Source organism: Staphylococcus muscae (assembly GCF_003019275.1).
In the GTDB taxonomy this organism is placed as follows: domain Bacteria; phylum Bacillota; class Bacilli; order Staphylococcales; family Staphylococcaceae; genus Staphylococcus; species Staphylococcus muscae.
Map to the genome: position 1 here is coordinate 815,438 of NZ_CP027848.1, position 18,678 is coordinate 834,115.

At 36.7% G+C, this 18,678-nt stretch carries 22 protein-coding genes; 7 read left to right on the plus strand and 15 right to left on the minus strand.

Going from position 1 to position 18,678, the window contains the following annotated elements; all coding sequences use genetic code 11:
• Nucleotides 1-18 precede the first annotated feature (18 nt).
• Nucleotides 19-996, plus strand: coding sequence for a metal-dependent hydrolase (locus C7J88_RS04030; protein WP_095117365.1), 978 nt, complete (start codon nt 19-21; stop codon nt 994-996).
• 60 nt (nt 997-1,056) lie between these two features.
• On the opposite strand, the gene C7J88_RS04035 is transcribed toward C7J88_RS04030, so the two are convergent.
• The 5 genes from C7J88_RS04035 to sgtB all read right to left on the minus strand — a co-directional run bounded on the left by C7J88_RS04035 (nt 1,057) and on the right by sgtB (nt 5,516).
• Nucleotides 1,057-1,863, minus strand: a complete 807-nt coding sequence (locus C7J88_RS04035; protein WP_095117366.1) for an ABC transporter permease — start codon at nt 1,861-1,863, stop codon at nt 1,057-1,059.
• A 10-nt stretch (nt 1,864-1,873) separates the two neighbouring features.
• Nucleotides 1,874-3,403, minus strand: coding sequence for an ATP-binding cassette domain-containing protein (locus C7J88_RS04040; RefSeq protein WP_095117367.1), 1,530 nt, complete (start codon nt 3,401-3,403; stop codon nt 1,874-1,876).
• A 15-nt stretch (nt 3,404-3,418) separates the two neighbouring features.
• Nucleotides 3,419-3,733 carry a YfhH family protein gene (locus C7J88_RS04045; protein WP_095117368.1) on the minus strand — a complete coding sequence of 105 codons (315 nt, stop codon included), beginning with the start codon at nt 3,731-3,733 and terminating at the stop codon, nt 3,419-3,421.
• Nucleotides 3,723-4,529, minus strand: a complete 807-nt coding sequence (recX, locus tag C7J88_RS04050) for a recombination regulator RecX (RefSeq protein WP_095117369.1) — start codon at nt 4,527-4,529, stop codon at nt 3,723-3,725. Before recX ends, C7J88_RS04045 begins: the two co-directional genes overlap by 11 nt.
• Before the next feature lie 177 nt (nt 4,530-4,706).
• Nucleotides 4,707-5,516 (minus strand): monofunctional peptidoglycan glycosyltransferase SgtB, encoded by an 810-nt coding sequence (gene sgtB / locus C7J88_RS04055; protein ID WP_095117370.1) that lies wholly within the window; start codon nt 5,514-5,516, stop codon nt 4,707-4,709.
• Between the two features lie 202 nt (nt 5,517-5,718).
• Between sgtB and C7J88_RS04060 the strand changes: the two genes are divergently transcribed.
• Nucleotides 5,719-7,464, plus strand: coding sequence for a pyruvate oxidase (locus C7J88_RS04060; protein WP_095117371.1), 1,746 nt, complete (start codon nt 5,719-5,721; stop codon nt 7,462-7,464).
• A 112-nt stretch (nt 7,465-7,576) separates the two neighbouring features.
• Here C7J88_RS04060 and C7J88_RS04065 read toward each other — a convergent pair whose 3' ends face one another.
• Together C7J88_RS04065 and C7J88_RS10525 are read right to left on the minus strand one after the other, a co-directional pair.
• On the minus strand, nt 7,577-8,092 hold the full coding sequence (locus tag C7J88_RS04065; RefSeq protein ID WP_095117372.1) for a type 1 glutamine amidotransferase domain-containing protein: 516 nt from the start codon (nt 8,090-8,092) through the stop codon (nt 7,577-7,579).
• A gap of 83 nt (nt 8,093-8,175) precedes the next feature.
• The gene (locus C7J88_RS10525) at nt 8,176-8,337 is read right to left on the minus strand and encodes an SE1561 family protein (protein ID WP_095117373.1); all 162 of its coding nucleotides are present in this window, start codon (nt 8,335-8,337) and stop codon (nt 8,176-8,178) included.
• 284 nt (nt 8,338-8,621) lie between these two features.
• Between C7J88_RS10525 and yfkAB the strand changes: the two genes are divergently transcribed.
• Nucleotides 8,622-9,764 carry a radical SAM/CxCxxxxC motif protein YfkAB gene (yfkAB, locus tag C7J88_RS04070; RefSeq protein WP_095117374.1) on the plus strand — a complete coding sequence of 381 codons (1,143 nt, stop codon included), beginning with the start codon at nt 8,622-8,624 and terminating at the stop codon, nt 9,762-9,764.
• A gap of 52 nt (nt 9,765-9,816) precedes the next feature.
• On the opposite strand, the gene C7J88_RS04075 is transcribed toward yfkAB, so the two are convergent.
• The 3 genes from C7J88_RS04075 to C7J88_RS04085 are packed head-to-tail and all read right to left on the minus strand — an operon-like array spanning nt 9,817 to nt 11,808.
• Nucleotides 9,817-10,335, minus strand: coding sequence for an acyl-CoA thioesterase (locus C7J88_RS04075; RefSeq protein WP_095117375.1), 519 nt, complete (start codon nt 10,333-10,335; stop codon nt 9,817-9,819).
• Between the two features lie 13 nt (nt 10,336-10,348).
• Nucleotides 10,349-11,587, minus strand: coding sequence for an aminopeptidase (locus C7J88_RS04080; RefSeq protein WP_095117376.1), 1,239 nt, complete (start codon nt 11,585-11,587; stop codon nt 10,349-10,351).
• A gap of 14 nt (nt 11,588-11,601) precedes the next feature.
• Complete coding sequence (locus C7J88_RS04085) at nt 11,602-11,808, minus strand: DUF1128 family protein (protein WP_095117377.1); 207 nt, start codon at nt 11,806-11,808, stop codon at nt 11,602-11,604.
• A gap of 235 nt (nt 11,809-12,043) precedes the next feature.
• Here C7J88_RS04085 and C7J88_RS04090 point away from each other — a divergent pair, with 235 nt between their 5' ends.
• From C7J88_RS04090 to C7J88_RS04105, 4 genes are all read left to right on the plus strand, one after another.
• On the plus strand, nt 12,044-12,505 hold the full coding sequence (locus C7J88_RS04090) for a low molecular weight protein-tyrosine-phosphatase (RefSeq protein WP_095117378.1): 462 nt from the start codon (nt 12,044-12,046) through the stop codon (nt 12,503-12,505).
• Nucleotides 12,505-12,795, plus strand: coding sequence for a hypothetical protein (locus C7J88_RS04095; protein WP_095117379.1), 291 nt, complete (start codon nt 12,505-12,507; stop codon nt 12,793-12,795). Before C7J88_RS04090 ends, C7J88_RS04095 begins: the two co-directional genes overlap by 1 nt.
• A 209-nt stretch (nt 12,796-13,004) precedes the next feature.
• The gene (locus tag C7J88_RS04100; protein WP_106904254.1) at nt 13,005-14,267 is read left to right on the plus strand and encodes a YihY/virulence factor BrkB family protein; all 1,263 of its coding nucleotides are present in this window, start codon (nt 13,005-13,007) and stop codon (nt 14,265-14,267) included.
• 147 nt (nt 14,268-14,414) lie between these two features.
• Nucleotides 14,415-14,984, plus strand: a complete 570-nt coding sequence (locus tag C7J88_RS04105) for a beta-class carbonic anhydrase (RefSeq protein ID WP_095117381.1) — start codon at nt 14,415-14,417, stop codon at nt 14,982-14,984.
• A gap of 54 nt (nt 14,985-15,038) precedes the next feature.
• On the opposite strand, the gene vraR is transcribed toward C7J88_RS04105, so the two are convergent.
• From vraR to map, 5 genes are all read right to left on the minus strand, one after another.
• A complete protein-coding gene (gene vraR, locus C7J88_RS04110; RefSeq protein WP_095117382.1) occupies nt 15,039-15,668 on the minus strand; it encodes a response regulator transcription factor VraR in 630 nt (209 codons plus the stop codon).
• The gene (locus tag C7J88_RS04115; RefSeq protein ID WP_095117383.1) at nt 15,658-16,704 is read right to left on the minus strand and encodes a sensor histidine kinase; all 1,047 of its coding nucleotides are present in this window, start codon (nt 16,702-16,704) and stop codon (nt 15,658-15,660) included. Before C7J88_RS04115 ends, vraR begins: the two co-directional genes overlap by 11 nt.
• On the minus strand, nt 16,701-17,405 hold the full coding sequence (gene vraT, locus C7J88_RS04120; protein ID WP_095117384.1) for a cell wall-active antibiotics response protein VraT: 705 nt from the start codon (nt 17,403-17,405) through the stop codon (nt 16,701-16,703). The genes C7J88_RS04115 and vraT overlap by 4 nt, the downstream gene beginning before the upstream one ends.
• 12 nt (nt 17,406-17,417) lie before the next feature.
• Entirely contained in the window at nt 17,418-17,807 is a 390-nt protein-coding gene (locus tag C7J88_RS04125) for a hypothetical protein (protein ID WP_095117385.1), read from the minus strand.
• A 98-nt stretch (nt 17,808-17,905) separates the two neighbouring features.
• Entirely contained in the window at nt 17,906-18,667 is a 762-nt protein-coding gene (gene map, locus C7J88_RS04130) for a type I methionyl aminopeptidase (RefSeq protein ID WP_095117386.1), read from the minus strand.
• Nucleotides 18,668-18,678 lie beyond the last annotated feature (11 nt).

Sequence of the window (18,678 nt, forward strand, 5' to 3'; positions counted from 1 at the left end):
TTGAAATGAGTGAGATAAATGGACACAGCGACACATATAGCAATTGGTGTAGGTTTAACAGCACTTGCAACGACTGACCCGACACTAAGTGAACACTTTGTTGCATCTGCCACGGTCATTATCACAGGTTCTTTAATTCCTGATATAGATACTGTACTAAAATTAAAAAATAACGCAACCTATATTACCCATCATAGAGGAATTACCCATTCGATTCCTTTCACACTCTTGTGGCCCTTGTTAATAACTCTTATCACCTATATATTTGTATCCGGTGTGCCGCCGATACAAATATGGATGTGGGCACAGCTCTCTGTAGCTCTCCATGTTTTCGTTGATATTTTCAATTCATATGGCACACAAGCTTTGCGTCCCTTCTCTAATAAATGGATACAATTAAGTGTCATTAATACATTTGACCCGATTATATTCGTTATTTTATTAATTGCAATTGTGTTATGGACATTAGGTGGACACCCGTATCTTGTATTTGGTCCTGTTTTAATTATCCTTGTTGCATACTATATTTTACGTTTTATTATGCGGGATTGGCTCAAAAAACAAGCTTTGAATCAAGCACAACATCTCGGTCGTCCTACGAAAGTGTTTGTTGCACCTACTATTCGCTTTATGCAATGGCGTATTGCAATTCAAACAGAATCATATGATTACGTTGGAAGAAGTTATGGCCGAAACATTGTTTTTAGTGACAAAGTAAAACGCCAACCACTTCCAGATATCGATATTATGGATCCTGTAAGAACCGATCCAAATGTCCGTGCATTTTTGAATTTCTCATCAATCTATCGTTGGCATATCGAATATATAGATGACGAAACAATCGAATTGCGACTCATTGATTTGCGTTATTTAAAAAATGGGCACTATCAATTTGTAGCGATCGCACATTTAGATAAAGATCTACATGTCCTGCATTCATTTACAGGCTGGGTCTTCAGTGAAGATAAACTTATGAAGAAACTCTACGCACACTAATCATAACGAACAAAACCCGATAGACTTCAATAAGAATTGAAGTCTATCGGGTTTTGTATGCTAATCAGCTGTCTCTTCTTCATCAGCTTTCAAATGACTATGTGAATGTTCGTTCGGTTTTAATTGTGTAACATAATCTCTCAGTGCAAAACTAAACACAATCATTAACCCCATAAAACAGCAAAAGTATAAGTGATAACCTAAATGATTGACTGCATCATGTCCGACGATAACAGATTGCTGCATTCCATTTACTAAATAGTATAAAGGATTTAGCATCAATAGGTGTCCTATTACACCTGATATTTTATCCGGAAGATAGAATATCGGCAATAACAACATTAGTACAACAGAAATGATGATGTACAACTGATTTAACTTAGGATACAGCATATAGATAACACCAAATAAAAATGATAATGTAATCATAAAAAAGAGACTCATCAAACTATAAAAGAAGACACCAAACCATGTTGTATCTGTATTGATAGATTTTGTAGTAATCATAACGACCATTAATAGAAACAGTGTCAGGCCATATAACAAACCAGATAATGCAACATGTAAAAACGGGCTACTGTTAAAATGTCTTGTTACATAATAATCTCTCGGAAATAAGCGATAGTTATTATAAATAGCAATCCAAATTACAGCAAACGTAATCAGACCAGTCAGTCGATAATTGATAGAAGCCTGCGTAATATCAATTGTCCCTAATATTTTGAAGGCTAGCACTGTGATGAACATGATTAAACTACTAACTAAAAACGTTAAAACAACCCATCTTCTATGCATCATGACACGATACAATGCATAGCGAAAATATCGGGGAATCTCATGAAAAAATTGAATGAAACGCTCTAACACCTGTGCTCACCTACAATTCTATAAAAATCCATTGATGTGTTTTAAAATCGGCAATAAAATATCCCGCTTCTGTTTTAGCCGTCCATGTGTCTTCATCAATATGATATTTTTCTTTTAATTCTTTTTCTTTAACTATTGGGAAACGATACCCAATCAAGTTATTTTGATCATTGAACAACATCGCAATCGGTTGTTGTAAAATCGGTTCAACATAGCGATTTTTCTTTTCTGGGATTAACTGTTCATTGACTTCATCATGTGACTTGTGCAGTTCCCCGTTAAAGTAATCCACATAATTGATATAATTATCTTTCATAAATGGTGCTAAAGTATCTCTTTCAATTGGATTATACAAGGCTGCCGGATTAAAATAATGAACATTTTCTTTAGCAATACGATAGTTTTTATCATTGTGTGTGACACGGTATGTTCTTTTACTCTCCCCTGTAATCGTCACAATTGCATGTTGTGGCACTTTGACATCTGCCCCTTTTTGATGAAGTGCCGTCAATGTTGTTTGATCTGCATTTACTATGCCATATGCAAGCTTTTCAGTATATTGATGTTTCGGCTGTTCTGTCAACGCATTATGTGACGTATATTGTGTTGCATCTAACTTTCCTAAATTATTAAATATCAACAAACTCGATATGAACATCCCGGCAATAAAAATAGCTGTCCACGTCCATATACGTGCTAAAAAGACAGGCGGTTTCGCGTGATGATACCGCTCAATTCGTTTAAAGTTATACGTGAGCTCTGGCATCTTTGAGCGATTTCGTTTCCAATCTTCATCAAAATGATTTAATGCTTCTTGTGACGTTATGCTCATTTTATCTTGCATATGTTGTTCATAGGCGGGTATGACTTGTTTAACATATCCTTCTTTACGCAATTGACCATGTGATATCCACACGATATAGTTGCTGACTGCCTTGATTTTGTCCACATCGTTGTCTATCGCAACCCAAGTTAGACCTTCTTCAACATATTCACGAACCATCTCTTTCGCTTTTTCAAAAAAACCTTCATCCAAATATGTTAGAATGTGACTTAAAATCACGACTTCAGCTTTTGATGAACGCGCAAGACTAAACATCAGTTGCGCATATTGTTCATCTGTCAAATCATGTATCCAATCATTTTTCTGCGCATCTAGGTGTGCATACTTTAATACTTGGATTGCTTTATGTTCAGGTACTTCGAATTCATAGAGTTGAATCACATCATTAATATAATCAATAACACGCACATGTTCTGCGAGTTTTTGATTCATATTTGCGTAGAATAACGAGGCTTTGCGAACGATACGTCCTTTATCAGGTAAGACTGTCCCCGCAAGAATCTCACCCACTAATGATTTGGAAGACGCTTCTTCACCGATGATCCCGAGCGCTTCACCTTGATAAATATGTAACGTGATATTATTTAATTCAATGTCTTCTGGTTGATAACTAAAGGGCTTTAGCACATTTTGTTTTTTTTGATTACGATAATAGTGCGTCACATTGATCATCTTCAACACAATTGCATTGCTCATCCGTGTAAACCCCTTCTACAATTTTAGTAATGACAATGGGAGACCTTCTTCAAAGCTTGTGCTATTCAAACGGTATCCCCATGCAAATACACCTTTAAGACGTTCTACTTTAAAATAGTCATCTGATCCATCTAAAAGTGCATATATCTTACCTAATTCAACGTCTTCCGGATCAACTAAATAACTCTCAGCAATGACTACTTTATTTTGATAGACATCATATTCATTCATAATACCATTCATTTCAGCTTTACGCATTTTTTCCTTGCAGGTTTGTATTTCATGAAATATTTCTTGTCGATTCATATCACTTAGACGTTTATGATTCATCTTCAATCCCACTCTCTCTTATTTTTCGTTGGACATCTTCATACGCATATCCTTTTCTTACGAGTGCTTCCATTGTTTTCATTGTTAACGTATATCCATTATAACGTTTCTGATATTTATTATAAATTTTCTCTAGATCACGTTGCAATAAGTTATCGATGATTTCTGGATCTTGTTGAAAGTCTAATGTCTCAGTGACTAAATGAATCGTATCCATCTGATATCCTTTTTGCATCAATGACTGTTGCACTTGTTGTCTAATTTTTGCAACAGGACCTTTCTTTTGATGAACTATTTTTTGTGCAACATGACAAATTTGTTCAAATGACTGCTCTTCCTTGTATTGCACAACCCCTGCTTCCAGTAATGGTTCTTCAATGCCTGCTTTGTATAACTTTTGACGAAAAACTTCGGGTCCTTTATCTGTCGTTCGCAACATCGTATTTTTTAAACTTTCAACATAATCTTCGTGATCAATTAAGCGGAGTCGTTCGCAATAGGCAATCGCATTGGCAATCACTGATTCTGAATAATCTTTACTCAACAAGTGTGTACTGATTTCATGTCGTGTACGTTTGCGATGAGATAAATAATTAATTGCATCATTATTTGCTTGTTGTTGATGCTCTCTCTCAAGAATACGTTTCAATTGTGCATCATCAATGGTGTCTCCTTTTTTCAAATTAAAATCGACAAGTGTATCGATTGAAATACCAGCCTTAAACTCACCGTCAATATATAGGTTGAAGCGCTCATGATGTTTTTTTTGAACTTCAATTTTTGAAATCGTCGCCACTCTCTCACCTCTCTCCATATACACAATCTAATTATTATATTATAGTTGATTTTTCCATTTGACACATGCAAAACGTATACGATGCACTGTTTTATAGCCAAAAAGAAATCCCACATATCCAATTATAAATCATGGTGTTCTGTGGGATAAAGTTCAAAAGTGATTTTATGAAATACTCTAAGAAGCACCTAATTGTTGGAGCGCTTCCGTATATTGTGTCTCTGTAATATAACCTTGTTGTTTCATCTTTTCCAATGTTGACTTCGTTCGATTGACAAATGATGGTGACATGTCATTGACACGGTATACTGACGGTGCGTTAACCTTGCTAGCCAGTATTGCACTTTGTAACACAGTAATTTGTGGGAGATTCGTATTATTGACATTTGTCGTCGTACCAAAATAATAGTTGGCAGCCGATTCAATCGTGTAACTATTATCGCCAAAGAAAATGTTATTCAAATAATAGCCTAAGATTTCATCTTTTTCATATTCATCTTCTACACGCCATGCAACAAACATTTCTTTTAATTTTCGTGTCATCGTCTGTTGATTATCGTAATAGTAATTTTTAACTAATTGCTGGGTGATTGTACTTCCCCCTTGCAGTTGATCCGGATCTTTAATCGATGAAAAAATAGCTCGGATGCTCCCTTTAAAATCGACGCCATGATGCTTATAAAAACGTCTATCTTCCACTGCAATAAAGGCACCTTTCGTATAGCTCGGCATCGCTTCAGCATCCACATATGTTGCTTTTTGTTCGATTTGAGATAAATCCGACACATCTGCTCTTTGCGATAGAAAGAACATGAGCCCAATAAACAACAGCGCAATGACTGTTAATGTAAGAAGAAAAGTACGAAAAATCCGTCTCGGTCTTTTTTTACTTGGTGGTGTACCTACCGGGCGGTAATATGTGTTATAGTGTGGCTCATTTTTAACATATGGCTGTTCGTTTCGTGCTATTCGGTCAGATCTTTTCATGCATGTTGACCTACTTTCTCTAGTCTTATTATTCAAAGTGTATCAAGACTTTATCATTTAATCTATACTATACGCTTAAAATCAGTCTTCAGCATGAGAATATACGTGTCATACACATTCCACATAAGTGTTTGAATGTCTTAATTTCTTAAAAAGTGGGTATATAATGAGTAGTCTCATTTTAAGAAAGGAAGTATGTTGTATGTCAAAAGTAAAAGCGAATATGGGAGTAATTCGTGCATTAGAAGCTTGGGGTATTGATCACGTTTACGGTATTCCCGGTGACTCTATCGATGCAGTCGTAGATGGATTAAAAACGGCGGAATCCCGCATTAAATTTGTTCATGTACGCCATGAAGAAGTCGCAAGTCTTTCTGCAGCTGCTTATACAAAATTAACTGGAAAAATTGGTGTGGCTTTAAGCATTGGTGGACCTGGTGCTATTCATCTCTTGAACGGAATGTATGATGCAAAAATGGATAACGTCCCACAGCTTATTCTTGCTGGACAAGCAGATAGCGGTCAGCTCGGTACAAAAGCGTTCCAAGAAGTGAATTTACCACACTTATTCGAAGATGTTGCTGTTTATAATTATCAACTGAAAGATAGCGATGCCCCTCGCGTATTTGATATTGTTGATGAAGCAATCCGCACAGCTTATGAAAAAAATGGCGTTGCCGTTTTAACGTTGCCTAACAACATTTTAAACACAAAAATTAACGCTGATTTCCCTGACACAGTGAATCAGTCATTATCAACTGTGCAAACAACATCAGCACATCAAATTGAAAATGCTGCTACACTGCTTAAAAACAGTAAAAAACCTGTCGCACTCGTAGGGCTTGGTGCCAAACACGCAAAAGATGAAGTACGTCATTTAATTGAAAAATTAAAAATTCCAACGATGGTGACACTTCCTGCAAAAACAGTTGTAGGCGATGATCATCCATACAATCTGGGGAACATCGGAAAAATTGGTACAAAACCATCCTACCAAGCAATGCAAAATGCTGACTTACTTATCTTAATTGGTACAAATTATCCGTACGTAAATTATCTACCACAAAAAGATATTAAGGCCATTCAAATTGATATCAACCCTGACGCAATTGGCCACCGATTCAATATTAATGCACCAATCGTCGGTGATACAAAAACAGCCTTGCAGTTATTATTAGATGCTGTTGAAGCAGTCGAAACACGACCATTCTTAGATGAAATGTTAGATCACAAACAAACTTGGGATCAATGGATGCAAGAAGATGCTCAAAATACATCTGAACCGATTCGTCCAGAGCGACTTATGGATGCAATCAACAAAGTCATTACACCTGATAGCGTAATTGCCACAGATGTCGGAACTTCCACTGTTTGGTCTACACGTTACTTGAAACTATCAACGAGCAATCATTTTATTACATCAAGTTGGCTTGGCACAATGGGCTGTGCGCTACCTACTGCCATCGCATCACGCATCGCCTTTCCAGAGCGTCAAGTCATTGCGATAACTGGTGACGGTGCATTTGAAATGGTAATGCAAGATTTTGCGACTGCCGTGCAGTATCATCTTCCAATGGTGATTTTTGTCTTGAACAATCAAGAGCTATCATTCATTAAATATGAACAACAAGCTGCTGGCGAACTGGAATATGGTATTTCATTCAGCGATATGGATTTTGCGAAGTTTGCTGAATTATGCGGTGGTATCGGTTATACGTTGAAAGATCCAGAAGAAATTGATGCTATCGTGCAAACAGCAGTACAGCAACATAAACCTGTTGTTGTCAATGTCTATGTAGACCCAAATGCTGCACCACTTCCAGGTAAAATTTTACCAGAAGAAGCTAAAAACTATGCGAAATGGGCGTATCGTAGCTTAACAGAAGATGGTAAGGTTGTTATTGATGAAATGCCACCTATGTCAACTGCTGTTAAACGCTTCTTATAACTTAAATCATGAGAGATTGGTATTTAAAAACTGATCACCAATATCTCACTAACTCGCATTAAAAAACCGCAATGCCTAAAAGAAACATTGCGGTTTTTCGCTTATTCAAATTTTATTTTAATTGATTTTGAATTTCGCGGTTAAAGTCATCTAAATCATCAGGTGTACGGCTTGTTACAATGTTGCGATCTACAACAACAGATTGATCCACAACTGTTGCACCTGCATTTTGTAAGTCTTTACGAACATTAAGTACTGCTGTTACTGTTCTATTAGTCAACGCATCTGTATCAATAAGAATTTGTGGTCCATGACAAATAGCAAATACAGGTAAATCAGCTGTCATAAAGTGCGTAGCGAATTTTCCGTAACGTCCTTCTTCATCACCACGTAAATGGTCAGGTGAAAATCCACCAGGTAATAGCAACGCATCATAATCTTCCGGTTTTGCGTCTGCAATGCTTACATCAGCAACTGCTTTCTCGCCATGCTTACCATTAATTGTTGCACCTTCTGTATCACCAATAATGACGACTTTATGTCCTGCTGCTTCAATCGCTTCCGCTGGACTTGTTAATTCGATATCCTCAAATTCATCTGCTAATAATACTGCAACTTGTTTCGTCATAAATACTCACCTTTCTTCATTTCATGATGTTCTATATTTAACCGATTTTCATCTTAATTAAACATAAATAAAGAATTTTTTAATTAATGACGTAATTGATTTACTTTTTCTTCAAGTTGATCTAACAACGCAATCCATTCATCAATATCTGCCACTTCTACTTCATCTGGGTTAACATGTGACATTTCCTCGATGAATTGTGATAAGCGTTCCTTCACTTGATTGATTGTTTGTGGTTCTTTCATACGATTGTATTCTCCTTTAATTGAACTTTGTTTCATGGGGCGTTCTAATCCCATGTATGATTACTCGAATCTTTTGCCATTCTATTTTATTAAGAATAACTGAAATTATTTTTTGCTACTTAATTTTATCATAACAAATACATGAAGGTTTTAAAAATAAAGATTGATTTGACAAAAACGCTGAAGAATTGGAAAATGAAATGTCGTGAGTATCTATACATGAATCATTATAAAATTTTAGCGTTATCGGTTTGATATCGTCTAAGAAAGAAGGAATTTAACAAATGGCTTTAGAAGGCAGCTTAAAGAATAAAATAACGATCAACAATGATCCATGGGAACCTTATCGTGATATAGAACAACATGGGCAACTGACATTAAGTAACGTTGAATTCACAACAACCAACTTATGTAATATGCGTTGTAGCCATTGTGCAGTAGGATATACACTTCAAACACGTGATCCCGATCCACTCCCAATGTCTCTTATTCTAAAAAGGCTCGATGAAATTCCAACACTTCGTACCATTTCAATTACTGGCGGAGAGCCAATGTTTTCTAAAAAATCAATTCGAGACGTGGTTAAACCATTGCTACAATATGCGAAACGTCATGGTATCTATGTTCAAATGAACTCAAACTTAACATTACCACTCGACAGATATTTAGATATCGCTGAATATATTGATGTCATGCACATATCACATAACTGGGGAACAATCGATACGTTCACTGAAGTTGGCTTTGGTGCGATGGAAAAGAAACCACCCTTACAAGCACGTACACGTTTATTTGAACAAATGCTAAGCAATGCACAAACATTGAGTGAACAAGGTATGTTTGTCTCAGCGGAAACAATGTTGAACAAACAGACATCACCATATCTTGAAAAAATTCATAAAGAAGTCGTTCAGACTATGAAATGTCAACGTCATGAAGTTCACCCAATGTATCCAGCTGATTTCGCCAGCCAGCTAGAAGTATTATCACTGGTAGAAATGAAAAAAGCAATTCATCATCTACTCGATATTCGTGACCCTAACGTATGGATGCTATTTGGCACATTACCCATCTTCCCATGCTTAGATAGCGAAGAAGACGCAGCGCTTCGTCACAGACTTCAACATGCGCCGAATGTCTCAATGCGTAATGATCCAGATGGGCGCAGCCGTTTAAATGTCAATGTGTTTACAGGAGATGTTATCGTAACAGACTTTGGTGACGAAACAGGTACACTAGCAAATATTCAGACTGACACACTTACTTCTGTATTTGACAAGTGGCTTACTTCCCCATTATCAAAAAGTATCAATTGTCACTGCCCACACGTAAGCTGCCTAGGTCCAAATGTATTAGTCAAAAATATGTATTATCCTCAGGAAGACTTCAAAGCTTTAGAGAAACAAATGCATCTTCAAAATAGATAATGAAAAAGGCACGAATTTAGTTGAACTAAGTTCGTGCCCTTTTTGTATAAGATTACTGGTTTTGATTAATTTCTGATAAAAATTGTATCGTCTTTTTACTTTCTTCACGGCGCTCTTTACGACGCTTTACACGTGCTTCCCCAGTCTCATGGAACCAACGTTCAATATCAGTTTCAGGATAGACTTCAGCAACCGGCGTAGGCTTACCTGATTCATCAAGTGCAACAAAAGTTAAAAAGCTCAATGCTGCTAGCTGGTGTTTACCTTTGTAAATGTCATCAATCATAATTTGAACGCATACTTCCATTGAAGACTTACCTGAATACGTCACCATTGCGATATAGGTTACGATATCTCCGTTTTTAATCGGCAAAAGAAAGTCCACTGAATCTGTCGATGCTGTCACAACTGTATTATTTGCATGCTTCATGGCACATATTGCAGCAATTTCATCAATGTTCGCCATTAACGTCCCGCCAAACAATGTGCCTAAATGGTTCGTATCTTGAGGGAAAACTTGACGTGATTTATACGTTTTAGATTCTCTCATTGATTTTTTATTAACTGTCATTGTTCCACCTCAACTATTTTAAATTAACCCAGTTACCATTTTCAAACACAGGTTCTTCTTGCCCATCAGCTTTTACACCATATACGTTCAAGTCTGCGCTACCAATCATAAAGTCAACGTGTGTTAGTGAGTCGTTTAGCCCATGTTTTGCCAACGTCTCGTCGTCCATTTCAGTACCGCCTTTAATATTAAAGGCATACGCAGAACCAAGTGCAATATGACAAGAAGCATTTTCATCAAACAATGTATTATAGAATATCGTATTGCGGTTAGAAATCGGTGAATCATCAGGAACAAGTGCCACTTCGCCAAGTCGACGTGCTCCTTCGTCTGTTTCTAATAATGAACGCAAAACTTCTTCTCCCTGTGCCGCTTCAAAGTCAACCACACGCCCTTGTTCAAATGTCAGCTTGAACCCATCAATAATCGTACCATTATAACTTAATGGCAACGTGTTAGATACGTATCCATCGATGCGTTCGCAATGTGGTGCCGTAAACACTTCTTCTGTTGGGATATTTGCAACGAACGCTTGCCCATCTGGAGTGAAGCTCGTCGGTTCTTCCCAAATATGATTGTCAGGAAGTCCAATTCGTAAATCTGTGCCTTTTGATACGAAATGCAATGCTGTATAAGCTTTGTCATTCAACCAAGCTGCGCGTTCTTTCAGCTGTTTAGTATGGATGCGCCAATTCTCAACTGGGTCACGACCATCTACACGCACAATCGCAAGAATATCATCTAAAAATGTATCAAATGCTTCTTGATCATCTAATTGTGGATAAACTCTTTTCGCCCAGTCGACAGATGGATACGCTGCAACAAGCCATGGAAATGCATTTTTTTGTGATTGAATCATATACGGTTTGAAAGCTTGTCCATAACGTAATTGTGTAGCTTTTAATTTCTCAGCATCAACACCATTCATCAAATCTGGATCTTCCGTTAATAACGCAAGATTGCTTGCACCACGATTCGCATAATCCATACGTTCTTCTACATCAAAGCTTTTCACTTCTTGTTCAAAGAATTCAAGAGGTTCATATTGATACGCATAACGCTTCAATATAGGGTCAGCGTATTTGACACGAACATCGGATGCCCCTGCTTCGTATGCTTCTCTCACAATACGTCTTGTAAAGTCTACTGCATCAACGGTTGTTCGAATATAAACTGGCTGTCCCGGTTGTACATTCATACCAACACGTACAAGTAATTGGGCATATTGTTGTAACTTTTCTTCTCTTGTCATATATTTACCTCCTCTTATGATTGACGTAGTTCCCCTAACGCTTCAGTAATACCAGTTATTTCTTGGGGTGTGAATGTATCTTTCGACATCACATACGTATAAATATCTTCTATGTCTTCTCGATGTGAGTCAGAATAATAATCCGGATCGATCAAGCCAGGATTTACTAAATTTAAACGGTCTCGAATCGCTAAAATCATTGTTGCAATATCTTTTTCCATCTCTATCACCCTTTCATTCCAATATTTTAACATAATTCAACTAAAAGTCTCTTATTCTGTTAAATGAGACAAGAAATCCCTGATAACAACAACTAAAAAAGCTTCATTCAGTTAACAAACGACAGATTATTTAGCAGAGTATCATATTTTGAAAAATTTTTACTAGATTTACTTTAGAATTGTTTTGAAACACGATAAAATGGGCATATAAACGTAAATATGGAGGATTTGAATTATGACAACAGTTGCATTTGTATGTCTTGGTAATATTTGCCGTTCTCCGATGGCTGAAGCGATTATGCGCCAACGTCTCAAAGATCGCAATATTACTGGTATCGAAGTCACTTCAAGAGGGACAGGCGATTGGAATTTAGGTCAAACGCCTCACCGTGGGACTCAAAAAATTCTCAACACTCATAGCATTCCTTTTGATGGGATTGTGAGTGAGCTTTTCACAGAGCATGATGACTTTGACTATATTATTGCAATGGATCAAAGCAATGTGGATAATATAAAGCGTATCAATCCAAATCTTAAAGGAAAACTTTTTAAGTTATTAGCTTTTAGTTCACTATCTGACACTGATGTGCCAGATCCATACTACACAGGTAACTTCGAAGGTGTTTATCACATGATACAATCATCATGTGATCAATTAATCGACTATATTGTAAATAATGAAGGGAGCAATTCATAATGAAAAACAAATTTGTACCAGGTATTTTAATCGGCGCAACAATCGGAGGTGCTATTGCACTGATCGATAAAAACACACGTCACTCAGTTAAAACTTCTATTCACAACGTAAAAACAGGACAACGTTCAAACAAACCATCAAAAGTCACTGCACTTGTTGACGAAGTGATGTACTGGAAAGATACGCTCGAAGAAATTCGTCGCAACAACCCAGAATTAGAACGTTCATTAATCGATGCTAAAGACACACTCGTAGCACGTAAGAACAACAAGCAACTTGGTCATCAGTAATCTTATTAGCTGGAGTTGGGGCATTGAATGTTTTTCGAAGTATCAATGCATCGTATTTGAGCCTCTAGGATAGCCGTTCAATATGAGAGTGAGATGTGGCAGTTCAGATAGAAATCTCATTTGCACATAGATTTCAATCATTCTCCCCTACCTCACTCTTTTGATATGTCTATGAACTATACAACAATCTAAAGATAAGGAGTACTACTATGTCAGAAAAACAAGAATCATCTGAAGGTATTGTAGACAAGATTAAGCATAAAATCGATAGTCATAAAGATGATGACACAGGCAACAACCCAGATCGTAAAGGCGATGGCACAGGTGAGATCGAACCCGATCATCACTTTGTCAAACCACAACCTTTCCAATCTAAAGAAGCACCGAAAGACAATGAAACATTTTTCGTTTCACGTATTAACAAACCCGTCAAATATTCAGATAGACCCAGTTTTATTAAATATTTGATCTATCGTATTGGTAAAGATGATGCGTCTGGTTTAGCAGCACAACTTGCATATTATTTCATGCTATCGCTATTCCCAATGCTTATTTTCATCTTATCGCTCGTACCACTTTTTAATATTGATCGCAAAACAATTGTGAATCAAATCTCTGAAAATGCACCTGCTGATGCCGCTTCTATTGTGACATCAATCATCGATGATATTATGGGTAATGCAAGTGGGAGCATTTTATCAATCGGTTTGATTTTAGCACTATGGACTGCTTCAAACGGTATGACAGCATTGATGAATTCTTTCAACGTAGCCTATGACGTTGAAGACAGCCGAAATTTCTTCGTTTCGAAAGCATTAGCTGTTACTTTTACGTTAATCTTAGGAATCACATTACCAATTACAATGGTACTTTTCACATTTGGCGAACAAATTGGTAATCTCTTATTCGGACCACTCGGCCTTGATGAACAAGTTCGATGGATATTTAGCCTATTGCGTACAGCATTGCCAGTCGTTGCAATCTTTATTACATTCACTGTACTCTACACAGCAGCACCAAACGTAAAAATCAAATTAAAATCTGTACTACCAGGGGCCCTTTTCTCAACAGTTGTTTGGATTTTAGGGACACTCGCATTCGGTTACTATGTTTCTAACTTTGGTAACTATTCAAAAACATATGGTAGTATCGGGGGCGTTATCGTATTGATGTTATGGCTCTATATTACAGGCTTTATTTTAATTATTGGTGCCGAGATCAATGCTATTATTCATCAACGTAAAGTTGTAAAAGGAAAAACGCCTGAAGAACAAACATATGATGAGTTAGAAGCAGAAAACGAACAAGATCTTGCAAAATCATATAACAATTATGATACACAAGCAGACTCAACAGATGAACAACAGCATAGTGCTGATGTTCAGGTGCAATCACCACAAAATGATTATCAAGAACCTGAAAAAGCTGAACGTGAGAACGATGGTTATTCACGTGACATTAAAACAAAATAAGATTAAACACATCTTCATTGATATCTTATTTGCCCATTTTCAATAAGTGTATGTAACTGTGACTTGAAATGAGGCTTTGGAACATCATATTATTTCATGTGCTCTACTTCTATCACAGTAACAGACCTGTATTTAGGAGGAATCACCATGACATTACTTGCAGATATTTTAACCTACAATCAAACTTTTGTTGCAAATAAAGAATATGAAGCTTATAAAGCGACAAAAGTACCTGCTAAAAAAGCAGTTCTCGTTACCTGTATGGATACACGCTTGCAAGACTTATCAACAAAAGCGCTTGGCTTCAACAATGGGGATTTGAAGGTCGTCAAAAATGCTGGCGCCATGATTACACATCCTTATGGTTCAACGATGAGAAGTATCCTTGTTGGTATTTATGCTTTAGGTGCAGAAGAAATTATTATTATGGGGCATAAAGATTGTGGGATGGGGAGTCTCAATGTAGATGAAGTGATGACCTCAATGCAGGAGAGAGGTATAAAGCCTGAAATCTTTGAATGGCTACAATACTCAGGCATTGAGGTGACTGATTTCTTAAAAGGATTTGATGATGTCTACGAAAATGTTCAAAAAAGTATTGAGATGATTTATAATCATCCACTATTCGATAACAACGTACCTGTTCATGGTCTTGTGATTGACCCACATACTGGAGAACTCGAACTGATACATGATGGCTATAAGACATTATCTTAACTGCAAAAAAGCTAATGTGAAATCTTCAAAAGATTTCACATTAGCTTTTTATTATTATTCGATAAGTCCATGTTGGAAGGCATATATGACTGCCTGTGTGCGATCTTGCACTTCTAATTTACTCAATATGTTACTCACATGTGTTTTAACGGTCTTGATTGTAATATGTGATGCACTTGCAATCTCTTGGTTAGAATACCCTTTTGCAATCAGCAATAATATTTCCATCTCTCGTTCTGTCAACATTTCATAAAGCTCCGCACGTTGCTTCATACGATTACGCATTTTTACTAATACTTCCGCCTCGAATACCGACTCGCCGAGATTCGTTTTACGAATTGCAGACGCAATGTCACTCGCACTCGTTGTTTTCAGAATATAACTGTCCACACCAGCGTCCAATGCACGATAGACCTCTTTATCCTCTATGTAGCTCGTCAGCATCACTACTTTAATCCCGGGTAAATCTTTTTTAATTTGTGCTGTTGCTTCAACACCATCCATATCTGTCATGACTAGATCCATCAAAATTACATCTGGATTTAATTCGTGCGCTTTTTCAATCGCTTCTCTACCCGATCCACCTTCTCCTACAACTTCAATATCTGATTGTGTAGAAAGATAGCTCGAAATACCAATCCGAACCATCTCATGATCGTCTACAAACAACACTTTAATCGTCATACTGCTGACCCTCCTTATCTAATGGTGCTTTCACCTCAATGCGCGTTCCTGCATTCGGCAATGATACGATATGGAACGTTGCGCCAATCTCTGTCGCACGCTCTCTCATATTTTTTAATCCATAACTCTGTTCCATCTTTTCATCCGGGTTAAATCCGATGCCATCATCTTGTATACGCAACAAAAGATGTCCATCACGATTCAACAACTCAACACTGACTTGTGTCCCATTCGCATGTCTTAATGTATTAGAAATCGCTTCTTGAGTAATACGAAATAGATGATCTTCAATGCCCTTTGGCACTTCAAACGTATCGATGTCATAAATAACTTTCATCGGTACTTTGCGCTGCAAATCTGTCACTAGTGACTTGATTCCTTCTCCAAGTGTTTTATCTTTCAAACCAATCGGTCGTAAGTGTAATAACAATGCGCGCATCTCAAGTTGTGATTCTTGAATCATTTTCTCCAATGTTGGAATTTGTTGATCTAAAGGTGGTTCCAACTCTGTCTCTTTAATCGCTGACAACATTAAACTCGCCGCAAATAACTGTTGAGACACACTATCGTGTAGCTCACGTGCTAAACGTTGCCGTTCATCTTCTATAATCTTTTTCACCTTTAGGTCATTCATATTATACTGTTCATTCGTTAAATTCTGCGTTTTAATTCTTAGTTTATGCAACTCTTGATTCAATGGAACTAATGTTTGATAAAGTCCAATCGTTTCATTGTATAGTTCTATTTGATGATCATTAATACCAACTGTCTCACCTTGTATAGCACGTTCAATTTGTTCTTGTAACCAATCGTATTGTTGATTGATTTTATACGCAATGACACTTCCGACAAGAATACAAAAAAATACAACAACTAAGTTGATAAATAAAAAAACTGAAATACCGAAAATTTGTTTATACAACATGCCTTGAAAAAAAATAATATTGACAAATACCTTATCAATGAAGAAAAACACAGTGAACATTGCATAAACTAATATCAACATAGAACCAATCGTTCGGATATAATGATTCATCGGAAGATCACCTCTATGTCACCAATCAATGTTGATGCATAGATATTTACAGTATAACTATCTTGTTTCTGTTCTGTATGCATCGTCATATTCGTGTTATCAATTTTTTGGCGTTGTTGGCCCATAATCGCCGTACCATAAAATGCAGATACATTTAAATTAACATGATAATTGAGAGGGACAATGACTTGAATTTTGCCAATTAAATGGCGAAGAACAATCGTATTTTGTGCTTTCAAATTTGCTGCCTTAACCATATCAATGTGTACATCACCAATACCATGTTGAATTTGCAAATCTTCCCACTTATAGACATAAATCGGCGTTTTTTGCTCTCCGAACCATTTTTGTTTGAGAAATGACGATTGTGATGTCGATGCATCGTCTGTTGCAATAATCGATAATGGACGGCGTTTATATTTGATATAGCGAAAAGCAACAATCACCATAAAGATAAATAAAATTACAAGCGTATATTTATTGGATAGCAACGTAAAAGCAATCATCAATGCGCCAATCCAAAAACAGAGCAAGCCTCGTACTTTATGAAAATATATATAACCGACATACATCAAAATACCGCCTAATAAAATGACTAATAAATAACCAATTTTTTCAAAAAAGATATAGTAAAAATTGGCAATAATCATCAGTGCAGTAAAAAGAATGAGTAGTTCAGTTGAAATATATTTCTGGGTCATATTTCCACCTTTCTAGTATGCATTAACCAATGTTCGTAACAAGCGACGTTCATACTTTGTATAAGCTTTATCCGCATCAAGTTGCGAATAGTAACGCTCAAGTCGTGCATACTCACTTTCTATTTTATTCAATTCTTCTTTTAAAGATGCCAATGTTTCATCATAAATATTTGTCACATGATCAAATTGATGCGTATCTGCCAAAGTGATATATTTATTTTCCAGTTCTAACATACGTCTGTCAATCATCAGTTGCACTTGTGACTTTTTTTGTTGAATATAGTGCATCGTATCATCTATTGTCTGCACTTTAAGGTCTAATGACATTATATATTGATAAATTCCTTGTTTATAGCATTGTTTCAAAAAACGTTCAATGTAAGATTTAACTTGTTGCATCATAATGGTATCACCTCATCTAGTAATACCATTATAAAAAAATTCCGCAACCTAAGTAATAGGCTACGGAACCATTTTAATTTAAGACTAAAGTCCGAAGCTTAATCTGTTTCATCTAACTTTGTCGTTAAGATTGGACCATCTTTTGTGACAATCACCGTATGTTCGATTTGAGCAACATAACTTTTATCAGATGTTTCAAATGCCCATTCATTCTTTCCTTCTGTAACAAAAGTCGCATTTGATGAGATAAACGGTTCCACTGCCAGAACCATACCTTCTTTTAATAATGTTTTTTCGTTCGGATCAAAATAATTCATAATATGCGCAGGTGCTTCATGTAAAGATTGGCCTACGCCATGTCCAGTTAAGTTTTTGATGACTTTTAGCCCGTTTTTTCGTGCAGTTGCATGGACTGCTTTTCCAATTTGGCTCAGTTTGCTGCCTACTTTGATTTTTGTCATTGCCGCATCAAATGCTTCTTCAGCAACATCACAGACCTGTTGCTTTACTGGATCGTCTGCTTCTCCAACAACAAATGAAATACCTGTATCTGCATAGTAGCCATTTTTAAGTGCCGATACATCGATATTCACAAGATCCCCTTCACGAATAACACGTTGGCTAGGAATACCATGCGCCACTTCTTCATTGACACTGATACAAGTTTGTCCTGGAAAGTTTTCATCATGAATCGGTGCTGACAAAGCGCCTTCTGCTTCAAACATCTCTTTCGCTATTTGATCAAGTTCTTTCGTTGTTACGCCAGGTTTTGTCGCTTCACGCATCGTATCTCTTACTTTGGCACATATCGCGCCAATTTCTAGCAATGCTTGACGTTCTTCATCCGTTTTTACTATCATTCTTATCCCTT

What these genes read in the sequence shown, in the direction of transcription:
- C7J88_RS04095 (WP_095117379.1), top strand. Translation starts at nt 12,505, where the DNA reads ATGAAAAACAAATTTGTACCAGGTATTTTAATCGGCGCAACAATCGGA.
- vraR (WP_095117382.1), bottom strand. Translation starts at nt 15,668, where the DNA reads ATGACGATTAAAGTGTTGTTTGTAGACGATCATGAGATGGTTCGGATT.
- C7J88_RS04060 (WP_095117371.1), top strand. Translation starts at nt 5,719, where the DNA reads ATGTCAAAAGTAAAAGCGAATATGGGAGTAATTCGTGCATTAGAAGCT.
- yfkAB (WP_095117374.1), top strand. Translation starts at nt 8,622, where the DNA reads ATGGCTTTAGAAGGCAGCTTAAAGAATAAAATAACGATCAACAATGAT.
- C7J88_RS04080 (WP_095117376.1), bottom strand. Translation starts at nt 11,587, where the DNA reads ATGACAAGAGAAGAAAAGTTACAACAATATGCCCAATTACTTGTACGT.
- C7J88_RS04115 (WP_095117383.1), bottom strand. Translation starts at nt 16,704, where the DNA reads ATGAATCATTATATCCGAACGATTGGTTCTATGTTGATATTAGTTTAT.
- C7J88_RS04040 (WP_095117367.1), bottom strand. Translation starts at nt 3,403, where the DNA reads ATGAGCAATGCAATTGTGTTGAAGATGATCAATGTGACGCACTATTAT.
- C7J88_RS04100 (WP_106904254.1), top strand. Translation starts at nt 13,005, where the DNA reads ATGTCAGAAAAACAAGAATCATCTGAAGGTATTGTAGACAAGATTAAG.
- C7J88_RS04125 (WP_095117385.1), bottom strand. Translation starts at nt 17,807, where the DNA reads ATGATGCAACAAGTTAAATCTTACATTGAACGTTTTTTGAAACAATGC.
- C7J88_RS10525 (WP_095117373.1), bottom strand. Translation starts at nt 8,337, where the DNA reads ATGAAAGAACCACAAACAATCAATCAAGTGAAGGAACGCTTATCACAA.
- C7J88_RS04105 (WP_095117381.1), top strand. Translation starts at nt 14,415, where the DNA reads ATGACATTACTTGCAGATATTTTAACCTACAATCAAACTTTTGTTGCA.
- C7J88_RS04030 (WP_095117365.1), top strand. Translation starts at nt 19, where the DNA reads ATGGACACAGCGACACATATAGCAATTGGTGTAGGTTTAACAGCACTT.
- vraT (WP_095117384.1), bottom strand. Translation starts at nt 17,405, where the DNA reads ATGACCCAGAAATATATTTCAACTGAACTACTCATTCTTTTTACTGCA.
- C7J88_RS04065 (WP_095117372.1), bottom strand. Translation starts at nt 8,092, where the DNA reads ATGACGAAACAAGTTGCAGTATTATTAGCAGATGAATTTGAGGATATC.
- C7J88_RS04075 (WP_095117375.1), bottom strand. Translation starts at nt 10,335, where the DNA reads ATGACAGTTAATAAAAAATCAATGAGAGAATCTAAAACGTATAAATCA.
- C7J88_RS04045 (WP_095117368.1), bottom strand. Translation starts at nt 3,733, where the DNA reads ATGAATCATAAACGTCTAAGTGATATGAATCGACAAGAAATATTTCAT.
- C7J88_RS04085 (WP_095117377.1), bottom strand. Translation starts at nt 11,808, where the DNA reads ATGGAAAAAGATATTGCAACAATGATTTTAGCGATTCGAGACCGTTTA.
- map (WP_095117386.1), bottom strand. Translation starts at nt 18,667, where the DNA reads ATGATAGTAAAAACGGATGAAGAACGTCAAGCATTGCTAGAAATTGGC.
- sgtB (WP_095117370.1), bottom strand. Translation starts at nt 5,516, where the DNA reads ATGAAAAGATCTGACCGAATAGCACGAAACGAACAGCCATATGTTAAA.
- C7J88_RS04090 (WP_095117378.1), top strand. Translation starts at nt 12,044, where the DNA reads ATGACAACAGTTGCATTTGTATGTCTTGGTAATATTTGCCGTTCTCCG.